This window comes from Streptomyces callyspongiae, from assembly GCF_047200695.1.
In the GTDB taxonomy this organism is placed as follows: Bacteria; Actinomycetota; Actinomycetes; order Streptomycetales; family Streptomycetaceae; genus Streptomyces.
This window is the reverse complement of sequence record NZ_JBJZOM010000028.1, coordinates 13193-35218: the sequence shown is the minus strand read 5'-3', so window position 1 is coordinate 35218 and position 22026 is coordinate 13193. Positions and strand designations below refer to the sequence as shown.

The window sequence follows — 22026 nt, the reverse complement described above, 5'->3', positions numbered from 1 at the left end:
ATGGACGATCAGTTGCTGTATGGGCCGGTGCTGTTCGAGCTGGAGTTGATGGAGGCCGTGGAGCGGGGGTTGCTGGCGCGGTGGGAGATCGACGTGCTGGAGATCACCGATCCTCAGGCACCCGGCCCGGAGGCAGAGGCTGAGGAAGTGCGGGGGCGGCGCCTGGCCGCGCTGCAGGCCGCGCTGCTCACGCACCTGGACGACGTCGGTGGCCGGTCCCTGCTCACCTTCCACTCCACCACGCTGGCCGCCATGGCGATGGCGCGGTCCCTGCCCGGGACGGCCGCCGAGCTGCACGCCGGCGACCCGGCGCGGTATCCGGCGCGGGTGGGGTCGGAATGGCTGTCCGGGGAGCACCCGGCGGTGTATCGGCGGGAGGTGCTGTCCCGGTTCGCGGACGGGGTGACCGAGGACGGGTGGGTCGCAGACGTACAGGTCCTGGCCTCCTGCCAGGTCCTCGCCGAAGGGGTGGACATCCGCGGCCGGGCCGGCGTCGACGGCGTCGTCCTCGCCGACGCACGGTCCTCTCCCGTCCAGATCGTGCAAATCCTCGGCCGCGCCCTACGGCAGGAACCCGGCGAAGGCAAAGTCGCCCGCATCATCGTCCCCATCTACCTCACCCCCGGCGAACACCCCGACGCCATGATGACCTCTGGCGCCTACCGGCCCCTGATCCAGGTACTGCAAGGCCTGCGGGCGCACGACGAGCGGATCGTGCAGCGGGTCATGCTCGCCACTCGCACCGCCTCCGGCGAACCGACGGCGGTCCTCGAATTCGACCCGCACGGTCCGGAACCCACCGAGGCCGGCCACCGCGATGGCGGGGCCGCCGAACACGACCAGGAGCAGCAGGACGAGCTCGGGTGGGACCAGGAGCAGCGGGGCGCAGGCGGGCAGGAGGAGCGGGGACCGGAGGGCGGCAAGGAGCAGCGGAGTGAAGGCGGGGGGCGCGCCGGGGAGCAGCAGGGGGCCGGAGAGCGGGGTCAGAGGGAGCGAGACGGCCAGGTGAAGGGTGAGGCGGCGGGGGGCGGTGTGGGGGTGCCGTTGCTGCGGTTCACGCGGCCGCGGGATCCGGCCGTCATTACGCGGTGGCTGCGTACGCGGGTGATCCAGCCCGACAGCGAGGTCTGGCTACAGGGGTATGAGGCGTTCCGGGAGTGGGTGGAGCGGCAGGGTCATGCGCAGGTTCCGACCGGCGCCGTCATCCGCCTCGACAGCCCCACAGACGACGATGGCGACAGGCGCGAGGAGTATCCGGTCGGGCCATGGGTCAGCGAGCAGCGCCGCGCCTTCACCGACGGGGTGCTGAGACCGCACCGCTACCAGCTGCTGGACGAGCTGGGCATGATCTGGGACGTGGCCGACGCCCGATTCCAGAATGGGATTGTCGCGGCCCGCGCGTTTCACGCGGAATTCGGCACCCTGTGCGCGCCGCGTGACGCGGTCATCGATGGATTCGCCGTCGGACAATGGCTGGAAAACCTTCGGAAGGGCGTCATGGCGGTGACGAAGGAGCGGGAATCCGTGCTCCGGGGAATTGACGAGTACTGGAACCCGGAATGGGCGGTGTCGTGGCAGCGCCGGTATGCCGCCCTCGCCTACCTGTTGGAGGGCGAAGACGGTGTGCCGGACGTGCCGCCCGGGGTGAGGGTGCACGGGATCGATGTCGGCACCTGGCTCCAGCAGCAGACCTCACCGGCCGGGTGGGCGCAGCTGGTAGCCGGACAACGGGAGTTGCTGGAACAGCTCGGCATCACGGCCCCCGCGCCGGCGGGCGAGGCCAGCGCGGCGCCCGCGACGGCGGCCGGGGACGGCGTGGTGGGCAACGAGGCGCCGGCTGCGGTGCCCGGCCTGCACCGCCTGGACACGTTCGGGCGCGGCCTGGCAGCCGCACAGCAATACCTGCACAGGGAAGGCCACCTGAAGGTACCCAGGGCCCACGAGGAGCTGCTGCACCCCGACGACGAGAACAGCGCCCCTGTGGCTGTGCGGCTAGGGGTATGGCTCACCAACCAGAAGACCAGACGCACCCAACTCGCCCCCGCCCGACGCCAAGCCCTCGCCGAACTCGGACTCCACTGGGCGCGATGAGTCCAGCCCAGCCGCAACGGGCTGCGCTCGCCGGCCCAGGCTGATGCCTGTGGCCTGGAGGTTTGCTACCGGGTCACGTTGCGCCCATTACCGGAATGGCCGATAGGCCGTTTAGCTCTGCGTGCACGATGTGGGGTGGGTGGAAGCGAGGCGGCTCGACCGGGTAGCTGATGACCTGCGCCAGTTTCTCGAGCTGCTCGAACGATCCCTGACACGGTTCGTAGCCAACGGCGAGCCAGGAAGCCTGTAGCCGACGCCTCAGCAAATTCATTGTGTTAGCCGTTGTTAGAGCATCCGACCTACCCGGGGCGGTTCACTTGGGCGGCCGGAAGACAGGAGGCTTGGAGCCCCGGGATGCTCGGTTACGCCGCCTGAGTGCATTTCTCCCGGTCCAACGCCAGTAGTTGGTGAACCCCAACCCGAGGGCCATGATCACCGACCCTGTGACAACCACAGCTACTCCCACATGGAAGCCAGCCACCATGAGGACGTATCCGATTGGCAACAGCCACCTGAACCACGGCTCACCAGCTTTTCGCAAGGCATCCCACAAGAGGAAGAGAAATGGCAACGCAAGAATAGCGTAGTCTATTCCTGACAATTCAGGGAGAGCCACGCTCACACGTTCTCCAGCGCGGGTCGTCAATTCCTCTACCATCCGAGTGTCCCCCACGTTAGGACTGTGCTCTGCTGATAAAGGCGCTGCTGCCCTCTTCGAGTACTGACTGCGTGCAGGAAATTGGTGTGCCGACTGCCGAACATATGAAGGTTCTTTACCGTTTGCACTCTCCACCCTACGGTGTCCATGACGACACCACTAGCGAACTCCGCCGTGGTGGACTCACCTCGCACGTAGCTAATTCCCCTATTTGTGACAGATAGGGCGAATGCCGCACCTCCGACTACGGCACAAACGCCAGCCGTGAAGAAGGTGCAGGCAACAAACGCGGCCCCGGCGGCGACCTTCACGATGGTCCCGCGGTTATTCCAGACCCATCTCGCGCCGTCTTTGATCCCTTCCCAGGTCGCTTCAGCTCCGTCAGCTATAGCACTGACTACCTTTCCGCCGGTTGAGTCCCAGATGCTTTCCAGAATCGAATCTTCTTCAGCCTCCTCCTTCTGCGCTTTTCCACCATCACCCGCTGGTTTCGTGTACGGCCGCTTGTGTGTGGTGACGCTGATTACGTCGCCGAATCTGTTTCGGACAGTGCCTACGTTTACGATGCCGTCTTCGGTGGGGTAGCTCGTGATCGAGAGCATGCCGTCGCTGCCGGTTTTGCCGGAGGAATCGATCGCTCCGTTCTCCGGGCACTTGGTGTCGGAACCTTGGCCGCCGCAGGCGAGGCCTTCGCCGGTGGGGTCGGTGTAGGTGTAGGGGTTTTGGGCGCCGTAGGTGTAGCCGTTGAGGGTTTGGGGTTTGTCGGTTTCCAGGAGGGGGTCGACGCTGAGGAAGGTGCCTGTGGTGGGGTCGTATTCGCGGGCGCCGATGTGGGTGAGGCCGGTTGCTTTGTCGTGGGTTTTGCCGATGAAGGCTTTGTCGTCGACCCAGTTGCCGATGCTGGCTTCGGTACGTTGTTCCCCGAATGGCGTGAAGGCGCGTTTGACGAAGGACTGTTCTTCGCTGACATCGACAGCGATCGTGCTCGTGCGGTGTTTGTCGCCGGCGAGAGAGGAGACTGACTGGTCGTTTGCGTTGTCGTGGTTGCTGCGGACGGCGATGGTCATGTCCTGGGTCCCGTAGTAGCGCTGGGCCCACATCGTACCGTCGGCGCGCAGGTGCAGTTCGGTGCTGCCGGCGTAGAGGACGCGTTCGCCGCCTTCGGTGTGGCGGATGAGGAGGTTGCCTGAGGCGTCGTAGAGGTAGTTGGTGTCGACGACGCCTTCGGTGACCTGGGCGAGTTTGCCTTCGGTGTTCCAGGTCAGGGCCTGACTGGGGCGTCCTGTGGTGTTCCCGGCCTGGTCGTAGGTGTAGGCATTGTCGGGGCTCGTGCAGTCGGCTGTTGTGCTGGTGCCGGTGAGGGTGTGGGGCTGAGCGCCGGTGTAGCAGTAGGTGTCCTTCCCTCCGGTGACGTGGTCGGTTTCGCCGGTGCGCTGGCCGGCATCGTTGTATGTGTAGCTGCTCCAGTATGGTGCCCGACCTCCGAGCGCATCCGAGTCACGCGCATCGGCGCAGTTGCCGCTGGCCGGCGTCCAGGCGTGAGTCAGACGACGGTGTCCATCGTAGTCGAAGCACTGTGTATCAGCTGCCTGCTGACCGCCGAGAGTGATCGGATCGGTGACCGAGGTGACATTGCCGGCCTGGTCGTAGCTGTAGTTCAGATCCTGGAGCGAGATGTCCGTATCGGTCCTGACTTCGCTGCGCAGAAGGCGATCGGTGCCACGCTCGTAGTGGTGCTCAATATAGGTGGCCTTATTACCGGTTTCGGGTGTGCCGAGCGTGAGCTGATCGGCTATGCCGGTGGGTGTGTAGGTGACGTTGGTGAGGTAGTGGTTCTTGCCCAGGATCTCTTTGAGTACTCCTTTATGGGAGTAGGTGTAGCCCAGGCTCTCCTGTGGAAGTCCGCCCATGGCTGGCAGGTCTTGATTGACGAGAGCTCCGGTGAGGGGGTTGTAGCCTGCTTCGAAGGCGTAGGTTTCGGAAGCACCTGCCTGGACCAGCGGGTCGCTGGCCGGCAGGTGGAGTTCCCACTGTGTGCGGTGGCCGCGAGTGTCGTAGGCAAGTGCCTCGGTGGTGTAGGCGGCCCCTTCCTGGTAGCGGGTGGAAGTGGTGAGCTTGCCTTTGGAGACGGTGTCGTAGGTGAAAGCGGTCAGGCGATTCTCATCCGTCTTCTGGTTTGCCCAGGTACCGGTGACGCGACCGAGAGGGTCGTATTCGGTCAGAACTGATTCGCCGCGGGAGTCGGTGGATTTGATGGCTCGGTCGAGGCTGTCGTAGGCACTGGTACTTGTGCCCTTGTCCGGGTCGGTGGTGGTCACCTGGCGGCCGAAGAGGTCGTAGCCGTAGGTCCACTGGGTGTTGTCGGGCCCGGTGACGGACTCGTCCTTGCCGTCGAGCGTGTAGGTGAAACGCGTCGAGTTGTAGGGGATGCCCGGTGCCGCTCCGCCGAAGTCCGGGTCAGTCGGCTGCTGCCCTGCGTAGGTGCGGCGTTCGACGACGTTGCCTCGGACGTCGGTGATGGTGCGTTCGGCTTCTCCGCCGGCACGCGCTGTGGTGGCCGTGGAGTTGCCGGTGTAGGTCGTGGTCGTGGACCACTTCTCTGTCCCGAGAACCAGCAGAGTGTTGGAGGTGGCGCGGCCGGCACCGTCGTAGGTGGTGGCCGTCTGCTTGGGAGCCTCACCGTACAGGGCTCGGGTGTATGTGCCGTTCGGTTCGGAGCTGTCGTCCCAGATGTCGGCGTAGGTCTCGTAGGCGAGGCCTCGGGAGTCGTAGCGGGTATCGGTCAATATTCGCCCACCCTGATCGGATGGTGAGGGCGCCTGGGTCTGCAGCTTGCGCAACAGTGAGTCGTAAATGGTGTAGCGGGTGAGGTAGGTGTCACCATCTGCAGAGATGCGGCCGCTGGCGACGTAGGACGGCTTGTCGTTGTGGAGGTGGTAGCCGAAGGTGTAGTGCGCTGGCTGGCTGGTACCTCGCCCGGGCAGCCACACCTTTGTGAGACGACCGAGGGCATCGTGAGTCTTCTCGGTCACCTCCAGGTCCTCATCGAAGGAGCGCACCACGCTTCCGCGGAGCGGCTCGTAGTAGTCCACCGTGTTGTGTCCGAGGGCGTTGGTAGCCACTGTGCGCTCGAGTGGGCCGCTGCCTGCCGGTGTGAACGTAGTGGTGCTTTCGTTGCCCTGGGCGTCGGTGATGGAGGTGACGCGTCCGAGAGCGTCGTAGCCGGTGGTGGTGATGGTCTGCCAGCCGGATGGGGCGCCGGCGGTGTAGCCGGTGGCACGACCGGTCCAACTGGCCTCGCCGACGGTTGGGTTCTGGTCCGAGGTCCAGGTGGTGGCCTCGGTATCGTCGTAGACGGTGGCAGTGTCGGAGAGGACTTCGCCGCGCCGTGTGGAGTCCGCGGGCAGGTCGACGTCGGTGAGGGCCGTGCCGCAGCCCCGCGCGACGGTCAGCTCACGTGAGACGAGGCGAGTGATACCGGCCCCGGGGTTGCGGGCGTACCAGGTACGGGTGCAGCTCTCGTCGCCCCCCTTGCCGACCTCACCGGTATCACCGGTCTCGACGGCCATGCCGTAGTCGTCGTAGGAGGTGGTCACCGTCCGACTGCGCCAGGACTGGTCTGCGGTGAGGTAGGTGTGCGTGGCGGTCTTCTTGTCGCGGACGAAACGGGCAACGTGGTCCCCGGCTCCGGGCACGCTCTGGCGGGCCGTCTCCTTCGACCACGGGCTGGTGACCTTGACCTTTGTGGGAGTGCTTCCGTTGTAGGTGATCTGCTGCCGGACACGGCCCGAGTACTGGTCGCTGTCGGTGATGTCCGGCACGTCGAGCCCGGCCAGGTCCACTCCGTCGACGGTGACGTTGCGGCTTCCGGTCTCGGTCTTGTCGCCGTCCATGCCCTGCATGTAGAGCGTGACGTGCTTGGACCGGTTGGTGCCTTCAGCACCGGTGTAGGTGGTGACCTTCCGGTACCCGCGCCAGTCGGACCAGGTCCGCTCGTCCTGCGGAGTGAAAGGTGAGTCGCTGTAGTGCCAGGCCGCGCCCTGGTACGTGTAGGAGGTCTCCATCGTCTCACCCAGTCCGGTGGGGTCGGTGGTGACCACGGCGAGGACGCGGTACTTGTGGAACCAGTCCACTGATGCTTCCGAAGCGCCGTTGATGTGCCAGTACTGTGGGTAGCAGGAGCGGGTGTTGGTGTCCTCGGGGGCGTCGATCACTTCGCTGCGTACGCACTCGGGGGCCGAGTAGGTGACGGTGATGAGTCCGCCGGTCTCGGTGGTGATGGTGCTGAGCCGGGGCCGGGTGATGGGCAGGATGTCGTCGGTTGCGTCGACGCGGTTTTCCAGCATCCGGTAGGTGAAGGACACCGGGTCCATCGTGATGTCGGACTTGGAGCCGGCTTTGCCAATGCGCCGGATCTTCTTCAGCACCAGCACCTGGTCGTCCGTGCCACCGATGTCCCCGGGGTCGAGGTAGTCCTGGGTGAAGGTCCAGGAGTCCACATCCTTGAAGGTGGCGCCGTCCTTGGTCTGTGTGGTGATACCGGTCAGCCGTTTGCGTGAGAAGTACGAGGGGACTGCTGCACGGTGGGGTGACACCTGACCTGGCTTGCCCGTAGGGCGGCCTGGAAGGATGTAGCCGTGCCAGTTCCCTATCCCCAAGAGTTCCGTGACGACGTGGTCCGCGTCGCGCTCAACCGCGAGAAGGGCGTCATGGAGTCCTTCTTCGCCCTGCTGCAGAACAACGTCCTCGACCACCGAACCTGGACCACCCGGCAAGACCTCCGCACCGCGATCGTCACGTGGATCGAGCGGACCTACCACCGGCGCCGCCGACAACTAGGCCTGGGCCGTTTGACCCCCATCGAGTACGAGACCACCATGAAGCCCGCCGCCCTCGCGGCATGAAACCCGACTGTCACCTATACGTGCATCAGTCCCACACGATGCCAACCAGGAGTACCGGAGCAGGCCAAACTACAACCAAGGGTGTACCGGGCACGCAGTCCGGCTGACCGGGAGCCGGCCCGTCGTTATGGTGTGCCCATGCATCTGTCGTCATCTCTGTGCTGGTGGCGCTCCTCATAGGAGCGGCCGCCTCTAATGCATGACAGGGCCGTTCGGATGGATGGACGGCCCTTCCGTGTCCCCTGGACCAGGGATCGTGCCATCCTCACGGCGGCATCGACCCCCAGGAGATCTTGTGAACACCGCATCCCCGACCATCTCCCCCGACGCCACCACCTCCGGCACCCCCGGCGACACGCTCGGCATGTCCGCCGTACGGGCCCGCAACGCGGTACTGGAGGAGGAGATCGTCAAGAACCCCAAACAGTTCCGGGTGTTGACGGGCGACCGCCCCACCGGTCGCCTGCACCTGGGCCACTACTTCGGCACGCTGCACAACCGCGTACGTCTGCAGAACCTCGGCGTGGAGATGTTCGTGATCATCGCGGACTACCAGGTCCTGACCGACCGCGACGTGGCGGACAACCTGACCGAGCACGTGGAGAACCTGGTACTGGACTACCTCGCCGTCGGCGTGGACCCGGCCCGCAGCACGATCTTCACGCACAGCGCCGTGCCCGCCCTCAACCAGCTGATGCTGCCCTTCCTCAGCCTCGTCTCCGTCTCCGAGCTGAACCGCAACCCCACGGTCAAGGACGAGATCGCTCACTCGCGCCAATCGGCCGTCAGCGGCCTGATGTTCACCTACCCCGTCCACCAGGCCGCCGACATCCTCTTCTGCAAGGGCAATCTGGTCCCGGTCGGCCAGGACCAGCTCCCTCACCTGGAGATCACCCGCACTATCGCGCGCCGCTTCAACGAGCGCTACAGCAACGGTACCGCCGTCTTTCCCCAGCCCGACGCCCTGCTGTCGAGCGCACCGCTGCTGCTGGGCACGGACGGTACCAAGATGAGCAAGAGCCGCGGCAATGCCATCCTGCTGTCCGCCGACGCCGACGAGACCGCCCTTCTACTCAAGGGGGCCAAGACCGACTCCGAGCGCCACATCACCTACGACCCGGCCACCCGCCCAGAGGTGTCGTCGCTCCTCCTGCTGGCGGCGCTCTGCCAGAACCGGACCCCCGAGGAGGTGGCCGCCGAGATCGGCTCCGCCGGGGCCGCCGCGCTGAAGAGGACGGTTACCGAGTCCGTCAACGAGTACCTGGCCCCGATCAGGGCCCTGCGGGCCGAGTACGCGGAGGACACCGGCTACCTCCGGCAGACGCTGCGTGAGGGCAACGAGCGGGCCCGGGCGGTCGCCGACGCCACGCTCGCCGAGGTGCGTGCCGCCATGAACAGCGTCTACTGAGGTGTCGGCCGGTGAGACACCGCCGTCCTCCCGCTGCGGAAGCGGTGTCTCACCACACGGTTCCTGCTGTCCACCGGGGCAGGTGATCGCGATCATGCCGAGGGCCTGGATGCACCCTTGGATGCAGTCACGGCCCGGGCCGTCACGATCCTCGTACTCTGACGCCGTGACAGTGATCTCCGGCAGAGTTCGCACCCCTGCATCGCGGCCTCGTGTCTCGCTTCGCCGCGGGCTCCGCTACGTTCGTCTGAGCCTGGTCGAGGCACGGCCTGTCGTCCAGATCGTGTTCCTCATACGGTTCGCGGTGGGCGCCGCCTTCTCCACCCAGGATCTGGCGGATGCAACGCAGTTGGCCGCCGGCGGCCTCGCATGGTGGATGGCCGTGGTCACCGCCTACCTCGTCAATGGTGTGCTGGATGTCAAGGAGGACCGCGCCAACGGGTCCGCCCGCAGGGCTTCGGCGTTCTCTTCGGGTGTCTGATTGGTCAGGTGAGTCCGAAGAGGGCGAGTGGGCGGGAGGTGTCCCGCCCTGCCCGGCGGAGACCGGCAGCGATGCTGGGGGTGCCCGCTGCTCGGAGTGCTCCGATCGCCAGGTTCCGCCAGGTCGCCATGACGCGAGGTGAGTTGCCGGTACGGAGTTGTGAGGCGTCCTCGGTGAAGGTGACGTCGCGGATGTGGTGGAGGGCCTCGATTCTCCAGTGCTCCCGGACGATACGGGCAAGCTCGGCGGGGCCGGCCTGGTCGGAGGCCAGGCTTGTGACTGCGTAGACGGTCTTGTGGCTTACCTTCCCCGTCTTCCGGTTGACTCGCCGCCGCCGGATCTGGACGGCCTGCTGGGCGCCGGGGAAGAGGAGGTTGTTCACGGTGCAGACCTTGATCCGACGCACCTCGCTCCGTCCGTGACCGGTCTCCCGTGTTCGTCCGAGCTGCGGAATCTCTCCCCAGGGAAGGCCCTTCAGCTGCTTGCGGAGCTTCTTCTGATTGCCCTTGACGAGGACGATGTAGTGGGCGCCTCGTTTCAGGAGATAGGTGGCGTGGTGGCGTTGTGTGTGCATGGCGTCGCTGGTCACGACGGTGTCGGACAGGTCCGCGATCGTGTCCGGCAGGGGCCGGAAGCAGGCGATCTCGTTCGTCTTCTCGCCCACGTCCAGTTGTCCGAGAACCAGACCGGTGGTGTGGTCGCAGGCGGCCAGGAGGTGGATCCTGCGGCCACCAGCGCGACCGGCGCCCCGCAGAGTCTTACCGTCCACCGCAAGACCGCGCAGCCCCGTCTTGTGATGTTGCCGGTCGGCGAGCCAGGCTCCGACTGCCCGGTCCAGCGCATCCGCGTCCACCCGCGCCAGGAGGCGACGGATGGTTGTTTCCGCAGGCCACGAACGCTTCGGCAGGAGCGGATCGACTCGTGCACCCAGCTTCTCCAGCACAACCGGCGGGGCATCGGCGACCCATTCACCGACCGCCAGGAGCGATCTGGCGCCTGCCAGCACCGCGCACGCCGCCAGCCCCAACAAGGTCACCAACGGATGCCGCACCCCACGCGGATCACGTGGGTCCGGAACCTGAGCCAGGCGCTCGAGCAGGCCAGGCAACTCGCCCGGCTCTGCCTCGGAGCGATCACCGAGCTGGTCAAGAGCAGGACAGTTGAGCAAGGATGCAGACGCAGGCACGAGTTTCCCAAGGTCACAGAGCGTAGAGAACTCCATGATCACGGACACTCGTGCCTGCTTCGTACCCACCCTCCACCAACGTGACGTCTCGTCATCAAACCCGCTTCAGTGCACTACGCCGAAGCCCTGCTTCGTGCTGGACCTGGGCTTCGTGACATTCCTGGACTCGGTGGGACTGGGCGTGATCATCGCGATCACGAAGCGCGTACGTGAGAACGGGGGCTCGGTACGTATCGCATCCGCCTCGGGCTTGATACTGCGAATCTTCCACATCAGCGGATTGGATCAGACATACGAGTTCCACGCCTCGCAGCGGGAGGCCACGCTCCGCGGCCCGCTCGTGGCGCCGCCTGATTGAGTGCACCGCCTCCCCGGGGTCACTTCGCCCCGGGCTGCGCACGTGACATATCCGGTGCAGAACGCGGGATCTCGCACTCCGTTGGCGGCTCTCGATCGGAAGGATCCGCGAGGTGTGCCCGCGGCTCCGCGGGTTATGACTCCTCGTACATACCCTCGTCGGCGGTTGCGGACGGGCGCTTCACGCACGTGCCGTCCGCCGGCCGCCCCTTTCCCGGCCTGCCGGCCCGTCAGCCCCGGAGAAGCCAGCTGCCATGCGCATTGCGCGGATCCACCGTGCGCGGCTGGTGCCGTGCCTCGACATCGCAAGCCTGGGGTCGCTCCTCGGCTACAGGTGGAAGGGGACGGTGGTGACGACGACGCGTGGCAGGTGGCGCAGAGCGCGGCGCAGGCGTGAAGCCGTGCGGTGGTGCAGGAATTGGTGGCGGCGGTGGCGGGTGACGATCTCGGGGAGGAGCACGGTGAGGGTCAGGTCGGGTCTGGCGTGGTGGAGGGCGGCAATGTAGTGAACGAGCGGGGCGATCAGGGCCCGGTAGGGCGACTGCAGGGTATGCAGGGGGAGATGGTCGCCCCACAGGCTCCAATACGCGCGGAAGCGGTCGGTTTCCTCGTCGGTGGTGCTGATGTGCACGGCGAGAACGGGCTGGCTCAGCGACGCAGCGTAGGCGAGGGTGCGCATGGCAGCCAGATCCAGAGAGGAGACGGGGACCACGCACAGATGGTGGATCTCCTCGGGGATCTCCTCGCCTTCCTGCGTGTCTGCGGCCGACACCTGGCTGGGCGGCGCCGGCCGCAGCGGTGGTGCGGCGGCAGCGGATGGCAGTGAGGTGACGTGCGGGCTCAGTCGCAGCGCATGCCGGGCGAGAGCGTAATGGCGGTGGATGCGGCGGGTGATCAACAGGAAGCCCGCCACGGTGAGCAAGGAGACCCAGGCGCCGGCGGCGAACTTCCCGATCCCCGCAGCCAGCAGAACCAGGCCGGTGAGGGCGGCTCCCGAAGCGTTGAGGGCCATGCGCCGCAGTCGGCCGGGGACACTGGAGTGCCGCCAGTGGGCGACCATGCCGGTCTGGGAGAGGGTGAAGGCGAGGAAGACGCCTACGGCGTAGAGCGGGATGAGCGCGGTGGTACTTCCACCAAAGGCGACGAGCAGCAGCGCCGCGGCTGCGGACAGAAGCAGGATGCTGTTGGTGTAGGCGAGCCGGTCGCCCAGGCGGAGGAAGATCTTTGGTGCGTAGTCGTCCCGGGCGAGGAGGGACAGCACGCGGGGGAAGTCGTTGTAGGCGGTGTTGGCCGCCAGCAGCAGCACACCGGCGGTGGCGGCCTGGATGAAGACGTACATGACGCTGGACCCGAAGGTGAGGTGAGCCAGTTGCGATAGGACGGTCGTGTGCGGCTGGGGCACGACACCGGTCAGATGGATGAGGACGACGATTCCGGTGAACAAGGTCACCAGGAGAGTGATCATGCAGGTCAGGGTGGTTCGAGCGTTGCGCCAGGGGATCGGCTGGAAGACGGGTACCGCGTTTGAGATCGCCTCGATGCCGGTCATCGCGGTGGCACCGGAAGAAAACGCGCGGATGATCAGCAGGATGCTGAGCGATCCGGTTCCGGCGGCTGTGGGGCCGGAACCGGCCTGGCCTGATCCGCTTGTCGCGGTGTCACTGATCCCGACGGCGATCAGCGCTGCCATCGCGATGATGAAGGCGTAGGTAGGGGCGGCGAAGAGCGTGCCGGCCTGTCTGACCCCGCGCACGTTGCCCGCCAGTAGCACCAGGATGACCAAGACGCCCAAGGGGACTGTCCACGGCTGGAGGCCGGGGAGAGCGGAGGTGATCGCCGCGATACCCGAGGCGACCGAGACGGCCACGGTCAGCACGTAGTCCGTCATCAGTCCCGCCGCTGCCACCAGGCCGGCCCGCGGCCCGAGGTTGTCGCCGGCGACAATGTAGGAGCCTCCGCCATGCGGGTATGCCTGGATGGTCTGCCGGTAGGACAGTCCCACAGTGATCATGAGAGCCACGATCACCCCGGCCATCGGGAGCAGGTAGCCGCCACCGGCCGCCCCGGCCAGTACCAGCACGGCCAGCAGCGCTTCGGGACCATAAGCGACCGACGACAACGCATCCGCCGCAAGCACCGGCAGCGCCACCAGCTTGCGCATCCGCTCCGTGACGAAAGCCGAGTTTCGCAGCGGCGCACCCAACAGCCACCGCCGCATCTTCGCACCGGCAGCACCACCATCTTGCACGGAAGGCTTCCCGCCGCCCGGGGGCAGCGGTGGCATCGAGGCCACCCGCACGAAACGTGAGGGCGCCACCTCCTCGCGCTCCGGGAGGCGCGCGAAGTCCGGATCTACCGGCAGTGCCCGCCTCCATACCGATGGCCCAGCCACCAGTGCTTGCCAGGATCGCCCGATCGCCACGAGCGCCGCCTGCTGCTCGCGGCTCAGCACGGGCAGCAGGGTGCCGGGGCCAGGCGGTCCTGTGTCCTCGGTCCTGTCATGCTTCGCTTCGGCCACGGATCACATGATCCGCGCTCTGCCAGCTGACGGACGCCAGCGACACTGCCCCGGCTGCCGGCATCGTGGAGCGCGGCGTCCGGATAGCTGGGGGTGCGGTCGACTCGGCGATGACGGACTCGCTTCCGTCATCAGCGCGAACGCCGCTCTGGGAGATGTGCTACGTGCTCAGCGCCCGTGTGCGGCATGGCGGCGCATTCCCCAGCGGCGCAGTTCATCGGCGCCCCAGACGATGAAAGGGAAAGGCAGGAGGAGCACGAGGTAGGTCGGGGGAAGTGCGGCGGTGCCCAGAAGCGACTGGAAGGGCGGGGCGTAGACGAGCAGGGCGGCCAGGGCGAGTTCGAAGGCGATGCCCCACAGCAGCAGCGGGTTGCTGAAGAGGCCGACGGACCGCAGGGAGGCACGTTCGGTGCGGGCCGCGAAGGCGGTGCCGATCTGGCCGGCGATCATCCCGAGAAGCGTCATCGTGGTCGCCTGCTGATAGACGTGGTGCAGCGCGCTGCCGGGCCCGGTGGGGGATCCCGGAGACCAGCCCCCGTCCAAGAGCACGTAGAAGAACCCGGCCATCTGCAGGACGGCGCAGATCAGGCCGAGGAAGAGCCAGGCGCGCAGGAGCATCGGGCCGCGGATCACGTTCTCGGCGCGCGAGCGGGGCGGTTGTCTCATCAGGCCTGGCTCGGCAGGTTCGCGCCCGAGTGCGAGAGCAGGCAGTGTCTCGGTGCCGACGTCGAACGCGAGGAGCTGTAGGACGGTCAGGGGAAGCGGGATGGCGCCTCCGCCCAGGGCGAAGACGAGGAACGGAGCCACCTCCGGCGTGCTGTGGGCGAAGATGTAGCAGATGAACTTGCGGATGTTGGTGTAGACACGGCGGCCGGCTTGGACAGCGGCGACGATCGTGGCGAAGTTGTCGTCGGTGAGCACCATGATCGACGCTTCCCGTGCGACGTCGGTACCGGTGCGGCCCATGGCTACACCGATGTCTGCGCGGCGCAGGGCTGGGGCGTCGTTGACGCCGTCGCCTGTCATCGCCACGATCTGTTGTTCGGCGCGCAGGGCGTCGGTGATGCGCAGCTTTGCTTCCGGTGAGCTCCGGGCGAAGATCACTTCGGCGTGGGAGCGCAGGATCGTGTCGAGTTCGGCCTCACTCATTACTTCCAGCTCGTCCCCGCTCACCACGAAGGGGGTTTTTCCACCGATGCCGACCTGCCGGGCGACGGCGGCCGCGGTCAGTGCGTGGTCGCCGCTGATCACCACGATCCGGATTCCGGCCGCATGACAAGCTGCGACCGCGGCGGGGACCTCATGGCGTGGCGGGTCGAGCATCGCGATAAGACCGAGCAGAGCGAGATCCTTCTCGGCTTGTTCCCGATTGCTGGGGAGATCTTCCTCGGCGGCGAGGGGGCGTTGTGCCACAGCCAGGACACGCAGTCCGTCGGCGGCGTACGCTTCCACCTGGCGTTCGACCCTTTGGCGCTGCTCGGGGCCCAGTGTCCTGTGCTGGCCATCGTGCTCCACCATCGTGGTGCAGCGCGGTAGCACAGCTTCTGGGGCGCCCTTGGTGTGGACCCAAGTCTGCCCGTCGCGGTCATCCAGTGTGGACATCATTTTCAGTACCGGATCGAAGTGGAATTGGTGGCGTCTACGCTGTTCCCGCTCTGCGGCGGCCGGCACGGGGCCGAGCTCTTGCGCGGCTTCCAGCATCGCCGCCTCTGTGGGGTCGCCCGTCATCCGGCCGTCCGGGCTATGGTCGGCGTTACTGCACAGAGCCATCACCACGCCCATGCCTCGCAGTGCCGCGTCGTCTTCCCCGGATGGCTGCGGTACCAGCGGGTGTGCCCCCATGGCCGTCCACCCCGACATTGCCTGCATCCGGTTCTCGGTCAGGGTGCCGGTCTTGTCCGTGCAGATGACGCTGGTCGATCCCAGAGTCTCCACTGCGCTGAGCCGCTTGACGACAGCTCCCTGCCGCACCAGTCCCCTCACGCCCAACGCAAGGGCCAGTGTGATGACCGGAAGCAGTCCTTCGGGCACGTTGCCTACGAGCAGTCCTACGGCGAAGACCACTGCGTCGGTCAGCGGCAGGCCCGCTCCGTACGTGGCAACTGGCAGGAATGCGATTCCCAGTACTACGGCGATCAGGGCGATCAGCCAGGCCACCCGGCGGACTTGCGCCTCCAGGGGGCTCATCTCGTGCCCGACTCGTTGGGACAGTGCCGCGATGCGCCCGATCTCGGTGTGCATGCCGGTGGCGAACACCACTGCCCGTGCCTGTCCCTGTGTGCAGGTGGTACCGCTGAAGACGAGATCACGGGCGTGGAGCAGCGGTACGCGGGTATCGGCAAGGTCAGCCGACCGGTATGCAGGCAAGGATTCTCCGGTCAGCGACGAGAGGTCGATCTCGAGGCCCCCTTGGAGCAGCCGGGCGTCGGCTGAGATCTTGTCGCCTTCCTCGATGACGAGCACGTCGCCGGGCACCAGGGCGCGGGCCTCCACTTCCCGCTCCTGGCCATCACGGATGACCTTCACCCGGGCTGGAAGATAGGCGGCCAGGGCCTCCACCGCCCGCTCGGCATGCGTCTCCTGGGCGAAGGCGAACACCGCGTTGACGACGATGACGACTATGATCGCTACGGACACCGCCAGAATGCCCGCGACCCATGCCAGAGCGGCCGCCGCCCACAGCAGCAATGCCAGCGGGTGGGTGAACTGACGAGCCAGCTGGCCGGGCCAGCGTGGTCCTCCGCGCCGGTGCAGCTCATTGGGTCCGAACTGGACCAGTCGCCGCTCTGCTTCCCGCTGAGAGAGCCCGGCTGCCGAACTTCGCAGGTCCCGCAGTACGAGATCGGCACGCTCCTCGGGATCCACTTGTCTCAGCGGCGCATCTGCTGCCCGTGGCACCGCGGAACGTGCTTCGCCATGCGCCTTACCGTTCACAGATTTCATCCCTATCTAGTCCTGCGACGTCACGCGGCGCGGTCTTCACGCCCGTTCGACCCAGCCGCCTGGAGGCATGGTGAAGCCAGCCGGTCTCCTGGCCTGGTTCACTCGGGCGGCCATGCTGGATGTCCACCAGCGTGGCGCAAGGCCTGGTCGGATTCGGCTGGGGCCAGCCGAATCCGTCGAGACCGGGGCCGTGGTGGAGAGCTGGCTGTCTGAGAGGCGCTGGGTTCTCACGGTCGAGGCGGCGTGTGCGCGGCCGGCCGTTGCACGCCTTCGAGAGAGAGGGGGCCTCCTGATCGCGGAGGTGAGGGGATCTGCCCGCCTCCGGTCGGCCCCGGGTGAGGGGATTCGGCGTGCGGACTCTGCTTACGTGCCGTCTCATGGGAGGCGGCCCGGCCGCGTTGTGTCGGGGCGTAGCGGTTTCGGCGGTGCATAGTGGGCACAGTCGGCATCGGCTCGGGGCACGGTGCCCACCGCTGGTCCCTCGCTCACACGAAAGACATCGTTCGGAGGATGCGTGGCCGATACCGATGTCTTTGCGCTGATTTCTTCCGATGGTCGCCTGGAGCTCCGTGAGGGTGTTGTGACCCGGATGGACCAGGACACCGATCCTGAGCAATGGGCAGCCGCCGGTTTCCTCATCCATCGCGCCACTTGGGGCACGCCTGGTCTGGAAGGACGGATCGGCCGAGGTTCTCTCCTGAGCGGCTCCTACCCGCCGAACCGGACGGCCACGATGCTTGTGGCCGTTCTCGGAGGCCCCGAGAAGTACGTCTTCGGCAATCTGGCCATCTGTGGCGTGCGGGCCACTTCCAATAGCAGGGATCCCACGCTGTGTGGCCTCACCGCGGCACAGCAGGACCTCATCCGCGACGTCCACACTGCCGTCCAGAACGGCATCGGCGGCACGCGGTGATTGCCTACGTGGTGTTGCAGGTCGGCCACGCGCGGCACTGCCATCGTGCCTTCCGGGAGGAGCGTCCGCGCGAGGTACTCAACGGCCAGTTGCCTGTGCCGTCACATCTCTGCACGCGGGGGTTGCGGCGTTCGATGCGCGGGTGGAGATGAGGAAGCCGCAAAGGCCGCTGCCTTCCGGGGTTCTCCTGGGCGAGCCTCTACCGCGCTGAGGCCGGTCGCGCGCGCGGATTGCTGCGCCCCGCTGAACGCGGGAGCCCGGCCGGGGAAGTCCTGATCTTTGGAGGATGTGTTGAGGTCTGGGCAGGCACGGCAGAAGGAGGCGCGGGGCCACCTGTTGTGGGGGCGGCCCCCGCCGTATCGCTCACCGGGTGTGAAGTGGTGGCTCGGCGCCGTCCTCCTGCTGGGTGCTGCCGCGGGACTGTCCCTCTGGCAACGCCAAGAGTTGCTACGTGCGGTGAGCCTGTTGTCGCAAGCCGGTGTGGCGCAGGTGAGCGTCGCCGTGGGGCTTCAGAGCCTGTCTCTGGTGTGCTTCGCGGTCGTCCCCCACGGCCTGCTGCGTTCAGGCGGGGCCCGGCTGAGGCTGCGGCACCTGGTAGCGATGGCGGTGGCGGGCAACGCGGTAGCCGGCGCGTTGCCGGGTGGTGCGGCGTTCGCCACCGCCTGGATGTTCCGCCAGCTGACTCGGCGACACGTGAGTGCGGCCTTGACCGTGACCGCGCTGATGCTCTCCGGCGTGCTGTCCTTCCTGGCGCTGGCTCTGCTCCTTGTCACCGGCATCGGCGTCACCGGCACCCTTGGAACCCTCGGATTCCTGTTACCGGCGGTCGCCGTGACTGTCCTGGCCGTCGGCTCCTGTGTGACGGTCGTCCTCGTGTGGCGGTCCGCTCACTTCCGCGCGGCGGTCCTCCGTCTCGCAAGGAGGGCGACACGGCGCTCCCCGCGCCTGTTGCGGGCCCAGGCAGCGCTGGATCAGGTGATCTCCCAGGCGGCGAGCCTGCGCCAGACGGCGAGGTCGTGGTCGGTTCAGGCGAGTGCCGCGGTGCTGAACTGGTTGTGCGATGCGGCGTGTCTGGCGGCCTGCCTGTGGGCTCTTGGCATCGCCGTCCCGTGGGCCGGCCTGCTGCTGGCCTACTCCTTCACTCAGGTGCCGGGCAGTCTGCGTCTTACGCCGGGGAGTCTGGGGGTGGTGGAGGTCAGTCTGTCAGCGCTGCTGGTGCTCCACGGGCTGTCTGCGGGGCAGGCGATCGCGGGGACGCTGCTCTACCGGATGGTCAGCTACTGGGCGCTGCAGCCGATTGGCTGGGGGTGTTGGTTCGGCGTGAGTTTCCTCGGTACTGGGCGCCGGCGCCTGACCTGGAGGGGCCCGGGGTGATCGGCCGTGACGCCCGTTCGTGTGTCCCATCCGGCCCGCGGGCGCGGCCGCCGACCGGTAGGGGTGCCCTGTGTGCACAGTGTTGCCCTCGATGGCGTGCGGTGGTCCGGGGTGGAAGGAACGGTGTGGCGGTGCGGGGCAGCATCCGAAGTGTCCAGGGCGCCGGCGAGGTCATGGCGTCTCGCTGGTGGCGACTGGTCGAGGAGGTCTTGCGTTTCACAGTGGTCGGAGGCCTCGGGGTCGCCGTCAACATCGCGGTGTTCAACGTCTTCCGCCAGTTCGTGGGGTTCTCCACGCTGTGGAGCGGTGTCCTGGCGACATGCACGGCCATCGCCACGAACTACTCCGGTTTCCGCTACTACGCCTACAGGGGGCGCCGCTCGCGTCGCATGGCATCGGAGGGGTTTTCGCCACGTCGAGCGTGATCGGCCTGGGGCTGGAGAGCGGCGTGCTGTATCTCGGTGAGCTCGCAGGGTGGGATGACCTGTGGGGCGGGAACGTACTGAAGATCGCCGGTATCGGCACACTGACGACCTTGTAGGTGATGGAGATCGTCTTCCGAAGGCGGCGGTTCCAGACTCGGTTCGCGTGGACAGTACCGGTTTTTGGGGAATGCGCTTAATTACTTCCTCGCCGTCTTCACTGATGCTACTGGAGCTCTCAGCGGCGCTTAGAGGCGTTCCCCAGAGCGTTTGACGATGTGAGACGCGTCACAGTATTTATTCGGCAATGAAGGGCTTTAATTCATGTCCGGACACGGTTGGCGTATGTCCGGTCAGCGCCCGGACACCTGCTGGATGGTGTGGCTGGATATCCGGCGGGAGCGGATGCCACTGTCCATGCCCTGCCACCTGCCACTATTCACTCTGTCTTGGGATGGTGTCCGGACGTCCGGACACCGGTCCGGACTCACGCGGCCAGTGTCCGGACAATGCTCCGGACAGACGGACACCGTTTTTTTATTGTCCGGATTATTGTCCGCGAGACTGTCCGGATACCTCCTTAGAGCACTTGGTTTCCCGGCCCCCGGGTGGCGCCCTAGACTCCTCGACTGACGGGTCATCGACCGCCGCATTCCCTTTTTGTTTCCATCTTTCTTGGGGGGTTCCATGAGTTTTTTTAGCAGGCTTCGGAGGCTGGCTTCGTACGCGTGTCGCGAGGCATACGTGCAGCGCCGCGTGGTCTTCAGGCAGTTCATCCGCGGGCTGGCGTACGGGGCAGGCACAGCGGTAGCGGGTGTGGTGATGCTGTGGCTCCGGCTTCGCTACGGAGGCTGACAGATGAGTCTGCCGCCGTGCCGCCGCGTGTGGGCGTGTGATCATCTCGCTCCGCACGCGGCCAAACGTTGGCGGCGCCCAGAGGTCAGCGTCCCGGGCGGGCTCGGGGCACGGCGTTCCTCAACGTTCTCCCGTGACGGACTGGATCGTCCGCTTCTCTCGCCAGCCCGGGATCCAGCGGAGTCATCCACCCCAGGGGACGCGTGCGAGGACCAGTCCGCGGACGTCGGCGGCACCGGATGCCCGAAGTCGGCGCGCGACGTACTGGAGCTGGGATCCGCTGGTGAAGATGTCGTCGACGAGGAGGATGGTGGAGCCCTTGATGTCGCGGGCGTCTCCGGTCCAGGTCAGGGCAGCGGCATGTGCGGTAGCGGCCGCACGCTTCTCGTCCAGGGGGCGGTTTGCGGACCGTGCCGTCTCAGCCTGCTTCACCAGTCGGTACGCGCCTGGTGGGCTGAGCGGGAGGGCCCGGGTCACGTCCTCCGTGTAGGCGGCGTCCATGATCGCCTCGATGTGCTGGATGGGCTGACGACCGCGGTTGGTGGGGTTGCCGACGACGTAGTCGACCTCTCGCATCTGGTCAGGGTGACTTTCCATCCAGCCGACGAGGAGCCGCCCGAAGATCATTGCCCAGCCGGTCTTCCCTTCGTACTTCAGTTTGTGGATCTTGTCACGCAGGGCCCCGGAGTACATGGCCACCGCATCGACGCGGGAGAAGCCCCGCTCGGCCTTCGGTAACGAGCACACTCGGTTGCTGCAGGCCTGGCCGGGTGTGAGGGCCTGGGAGCAGACGGGGCAGTGGGGCTCGGCGACGGGCTGGAGGGTGCGGCCGGCGCAGTCGGAGCACAGGCGGGCGGTGCCGGTGTCGCGGTAGGCGCATACCGGGCAGTCGGGGAAGCCTGCCGGATCCGGGAGACCTGCCGTCACAGGCCGGCCAGGGCGAGCTGCTGGCGCTGCTGGCCGGCGGCCTGAATGTCCGCTGCCTGGCCGAGGCGATCGGTGATGTCGCTGGAGGAGGTAACCAGGATCGCCTGGCCCTCGTCCAGCATCTTCTTCGCCCAGGGCTGGGTGTCGGCGAGGGAGCGGATCAGGAAGACGAGCTTGCCGTGCTCGGCGGCCAGGCGGGCCTGCATCTTGGCGCCGGAGGTGCTGGATGCTTCGATGACGACGCTGCCACGAGTGGTGCCGGACGTGACGACGTTGCGACGGGGGAAGGTGTACTTCGCTGGTGGACTGGTGGGCCAGAACTGGCTCAGCAGAGCCCCGCCCGCATCCAGGATGGCCTTGGCGAGCGGCCGGTTCTCGGCCGGGTAGATGGAGGCGGCAATGCCGGTGCCCATGACGGCGAACGTCCGGCCTCCGGCCGTGAGCGTGGCCTGATGGGCGGCGGCGTCGACGCCTTTCGCGAGGCCGCTGGCGATTACGACGTCGTGCTCGACGAGCTCGCGGGCCATCCGGGCCGCCCGGCGCAGCCCGTCCTCGGAGGCCTGGCGGGTTCCGACGACGGCGATGGAACGGGCATCGCGCTCGTCGAGCTCGCCGCGGTAGAAGAGGAACGGCGGCAGGTTGCCGATCACGCGCAAATTCGCCGGGTAGTCCTCATCGAGGATCGTGACCAGGCGCGCGCCGACCCTGCCGGCTGCGGTCAGCTCGTCGTCGACGCGGGCACGGGCGTCGTCCAGACCTGCGGTCAGGGCTTGCTGCAGCAGAGGCCGGTTCTTGATCGCGGCACGCGAGTCCTCGCGCACCTGTCCGTCCATGAGCGCGGCCAGGCCCTCGGGGCTCTGGGCGCTGCGGGCGAGCAGGCTCCAATCGAGGGTGGCGTCGCCGGTGCGCAGCGCGCACAGGGTCAGCAGATCGTGCTGCTCAGCGGTGATATCGAGGTCCATCGGTGTGTCCTTCTACTCGTGGCCCCG

13 protein-coding genes and 1 pseudogene are annotated in these 22026 nt (G+C 66.8%); 8 read left to right on the top strand and 6 right to left on the bottom strand.

Going from position 1 to position 22026, the window contains the following annotated elements:
• A partial coding sequence (locus ACL06G_RS20935) for a helicase associated domain-containing protein (protein ID WP_412836496.1) occupies positions 1–2091 on the top strand: 2091 nt, incomplete at its 5' end.
• Between the two features lie 651 nt (positions 2092–2742).
• Here the strand turns inward: ACL06G_RS20935 and ACL06G_RS20930 are convergent.
• Positions 2743–7344, bottom strand: a complete 4602-nt coding sequence (locus ACL06G_RS20930) for an RHS repeat domain-containing protein (RefSeq protein WP_412836495.1) — start codon at positions 7342–7344, stop codon at positions 2743–2745.
• A gap of 84 nt (positions 7345–7428) precedes the next feature.
• Between ACL06G_RS20930 and ACL06G_RS20925 the strand changes: the two are divergent.
• The 3 genes and pseudogenes from ACL06G_RS20925 to ACL06G_RS20915 form a co-directional block, all read left to right on the top strand.
• Positions 7429–7653: pseudogene (locus tag ACL06G_RS20925) on the top strand (IS3 family transposase); the annotation flags it as partial.
• A gap of 364 nt (positions 7654–8017) precedes the next feature.
• On the top strand, positions 8018–9061 hold the full coding sequence (trpS, locus tag ACL06G_RS20920) for a tryptophan--tRNA ligase (RefSeq protein WP_412836498.1): 1044 nt from the start codon (positions 8018–8020) through the stop codon (positions 9059–9061).
• Positions 9062–9227: 166 nt separating this feature from the next.
• The gene (locus ACL06G_RS20915) at positions 9228–9542 is read left to right on the top strand and encodes a hypothetical protein (RefSeq protein ID WP_412836494.1); all 315 of its coding nucleotides are present in this window, start codon (positions 9228–9230) and stop codon (positions 9540–9542) included.
• Positions 9543–9546: 4 nt separating this feature from the next.
• Here the strand turns inward: ACL06G_RS20915 and ACL06G_RS20910 are convergent, their stop codons facing one another.
• Positions 9547–10764 (bottom strand): ISAs1 family transposase, encoded by a 1218-nt coding sequence (locus tag ACL06G_RS20910; RefSeq protein ID WP_412836493.1) that lies wholly within the window; start codon positions 10762–10764, stop codon positions 9547–9549.
• A 97-nt stretch (positions 10765–10861) separates the two neighbouring features.
• Between ACL06G_RS20910 and ACL06G_RS20905 the strand changes: the two genes are divergently transcribed.
• The gene (locus tag ACL06G_RS20905; RefSeq protein ID WP_503167855.1) at positions 10862–11086 is read left to right on the top strand and encodes an STAS domain-containing protein; all 225 of its coding nucleotides are present in this window, start codon (positions 10862–10864) and stop codon (positions 11084–11086) included.
• Positions 11087–11413: 327 nt separating this feature from the next.
• On the opposite strand, the gene ACL06G_RS20900 is transcribed toward ACL06G_RS20905, so the two are convergent.
• Both ACL06G_RS20900 and ACL06G_RS20895 read right to left on the bottom strand, forming a co-directional pair.
• Entirely contained in the window at positions 11414–13246 is a 1833-nt protein-coding gene (locus tag ACL06G_RS20900) for an APC family permease (protein WP_412836497.1), read from the bottom strand.
• Between the two features lie 525 nt (positions 13247–13771).
• On the bottom strand, positions 13772–16468 hold the full coding sequence (locus ACL06G_RS20895; RefSeq protein WP_412836491.1) for a cation-translocating P-type ATPase: 2697 nt from the start codon (positions 16466–16468) through the stop codon (positions 13772–13774).
• A gap of 592 nt (positions 16469–17060) precedes the next feature.
• Between ACL06G_RS20895 and ACL06G_RS20890 the strand changes: the two genes are divergently transcribed.
• The 3 genes from ACL06G_RS20890 to ACL06G_RS20880 all read left to right on the top strand — a co-directional run bounded on the left by ACL06G_RS20890 (position 17061) and on the right by ACL06G_RS20880 (position 19258).
• Positions 17061–17459: a hypothetical protein gene (locus ACL06G_RS20890; protein WP_412836490.1), complete on the top strand. Its 399-nt coding sequence runs from the start codon at positions 17061–17063 to the stop codon at positions 17457–17459.
• A 372-nt stretch (positions 17460–17831) separates the two neighbouring features.
• The gene (locus tag ACL06G_RS20885) at positions 17832–18833 is read left to right on the top strand and encodes a lysylphosphatidylglycerol synthase transmembrane domain-containing protein (RefSeq protein ID WP_412836489.1); all 1002 of its coding nucleotides are present in this window, start codon (positions 17832–17834) and stop codon (positions 18831–18833) included.
• 209 nt (positions 18834–19042) lie between these two features.
• Entirely contained in the window at positions 19043–19258 is a 216-nt protein-coding gene (locus tag ACL06G_RS20880) for a GtrA family protein (RefSeq protein WP_412836488.1), read from the top strand.
• A 1035-nt stretch (positions 19259–20293) separates the two neighbouring features.
• Here the strand turns inward: ACL06G_RS20880 and ACL06G_RS20875 are convergent.
• Both ACL06G_RS20875 and ACL06G_RS20870 read right to left on the bottom strand, forming a co-directional pair.
• Positions 20294–21037, bottom strand: coding sequence for a ComFC family protein (locus ACL06G_RS20875; protein ID WP_412836487.1), 744 nt, complete (start codon positions 21035–21037; stop codon positions 20294–20296).
• Positions 21034–21999 carry a DNA-processing protein DprA gene (locus tag ACL06G_RS20870; RefSeq protein WP_412836486.1) on the bottom strand — a complete coding sequence of 322 codons (966 nt, stop codon included), beginning with the start codon at positions 21997–21999 and terminating at the stop codon, positions 21034–21036. The genes ACL06G_RS20875 and ACL06G_RS20870 overlap by 4 nt, the downstream gene beginning before the upstream one ends.
• Positions 22000–22026: the final 27 nt, after the last annotated feature.

What these genes read in the sequence shown, in the direction of transcription:
- trpS (WP_412836498.1), top strand. Translation starts at nt 8,018, where the DNA reads ATGTCCGCCGTACGGGCCCGCAACGCGGTACTGGAGGAGGAGATCGTC.
- ACL06G_RS20910 (WP_412836493.1), bottom strand. Translation starts at nt 10,764, where the DNA reads ATGGAGTTCTCTACGCTCTGTGACCTTGGGAAACTCGTGCCTGCGTCT.
- ACL06G_RS20900 (WP_412836497.1), bottom strand. Translation starts at nt 13,246, where the DNA reads ATGCGCAAGCTGGTGGCGCTGCCGGTGCTTGCGGCGGATGCGTTGTCG.
- ACL06G_RS20870 (WP_412836486.1), bottom strand. Translation starts at nt 21,999, where the DNA reads ATGGACCTCGATATCACCGCTGAGCAGCACGATCTGCTGACCCTGTGC.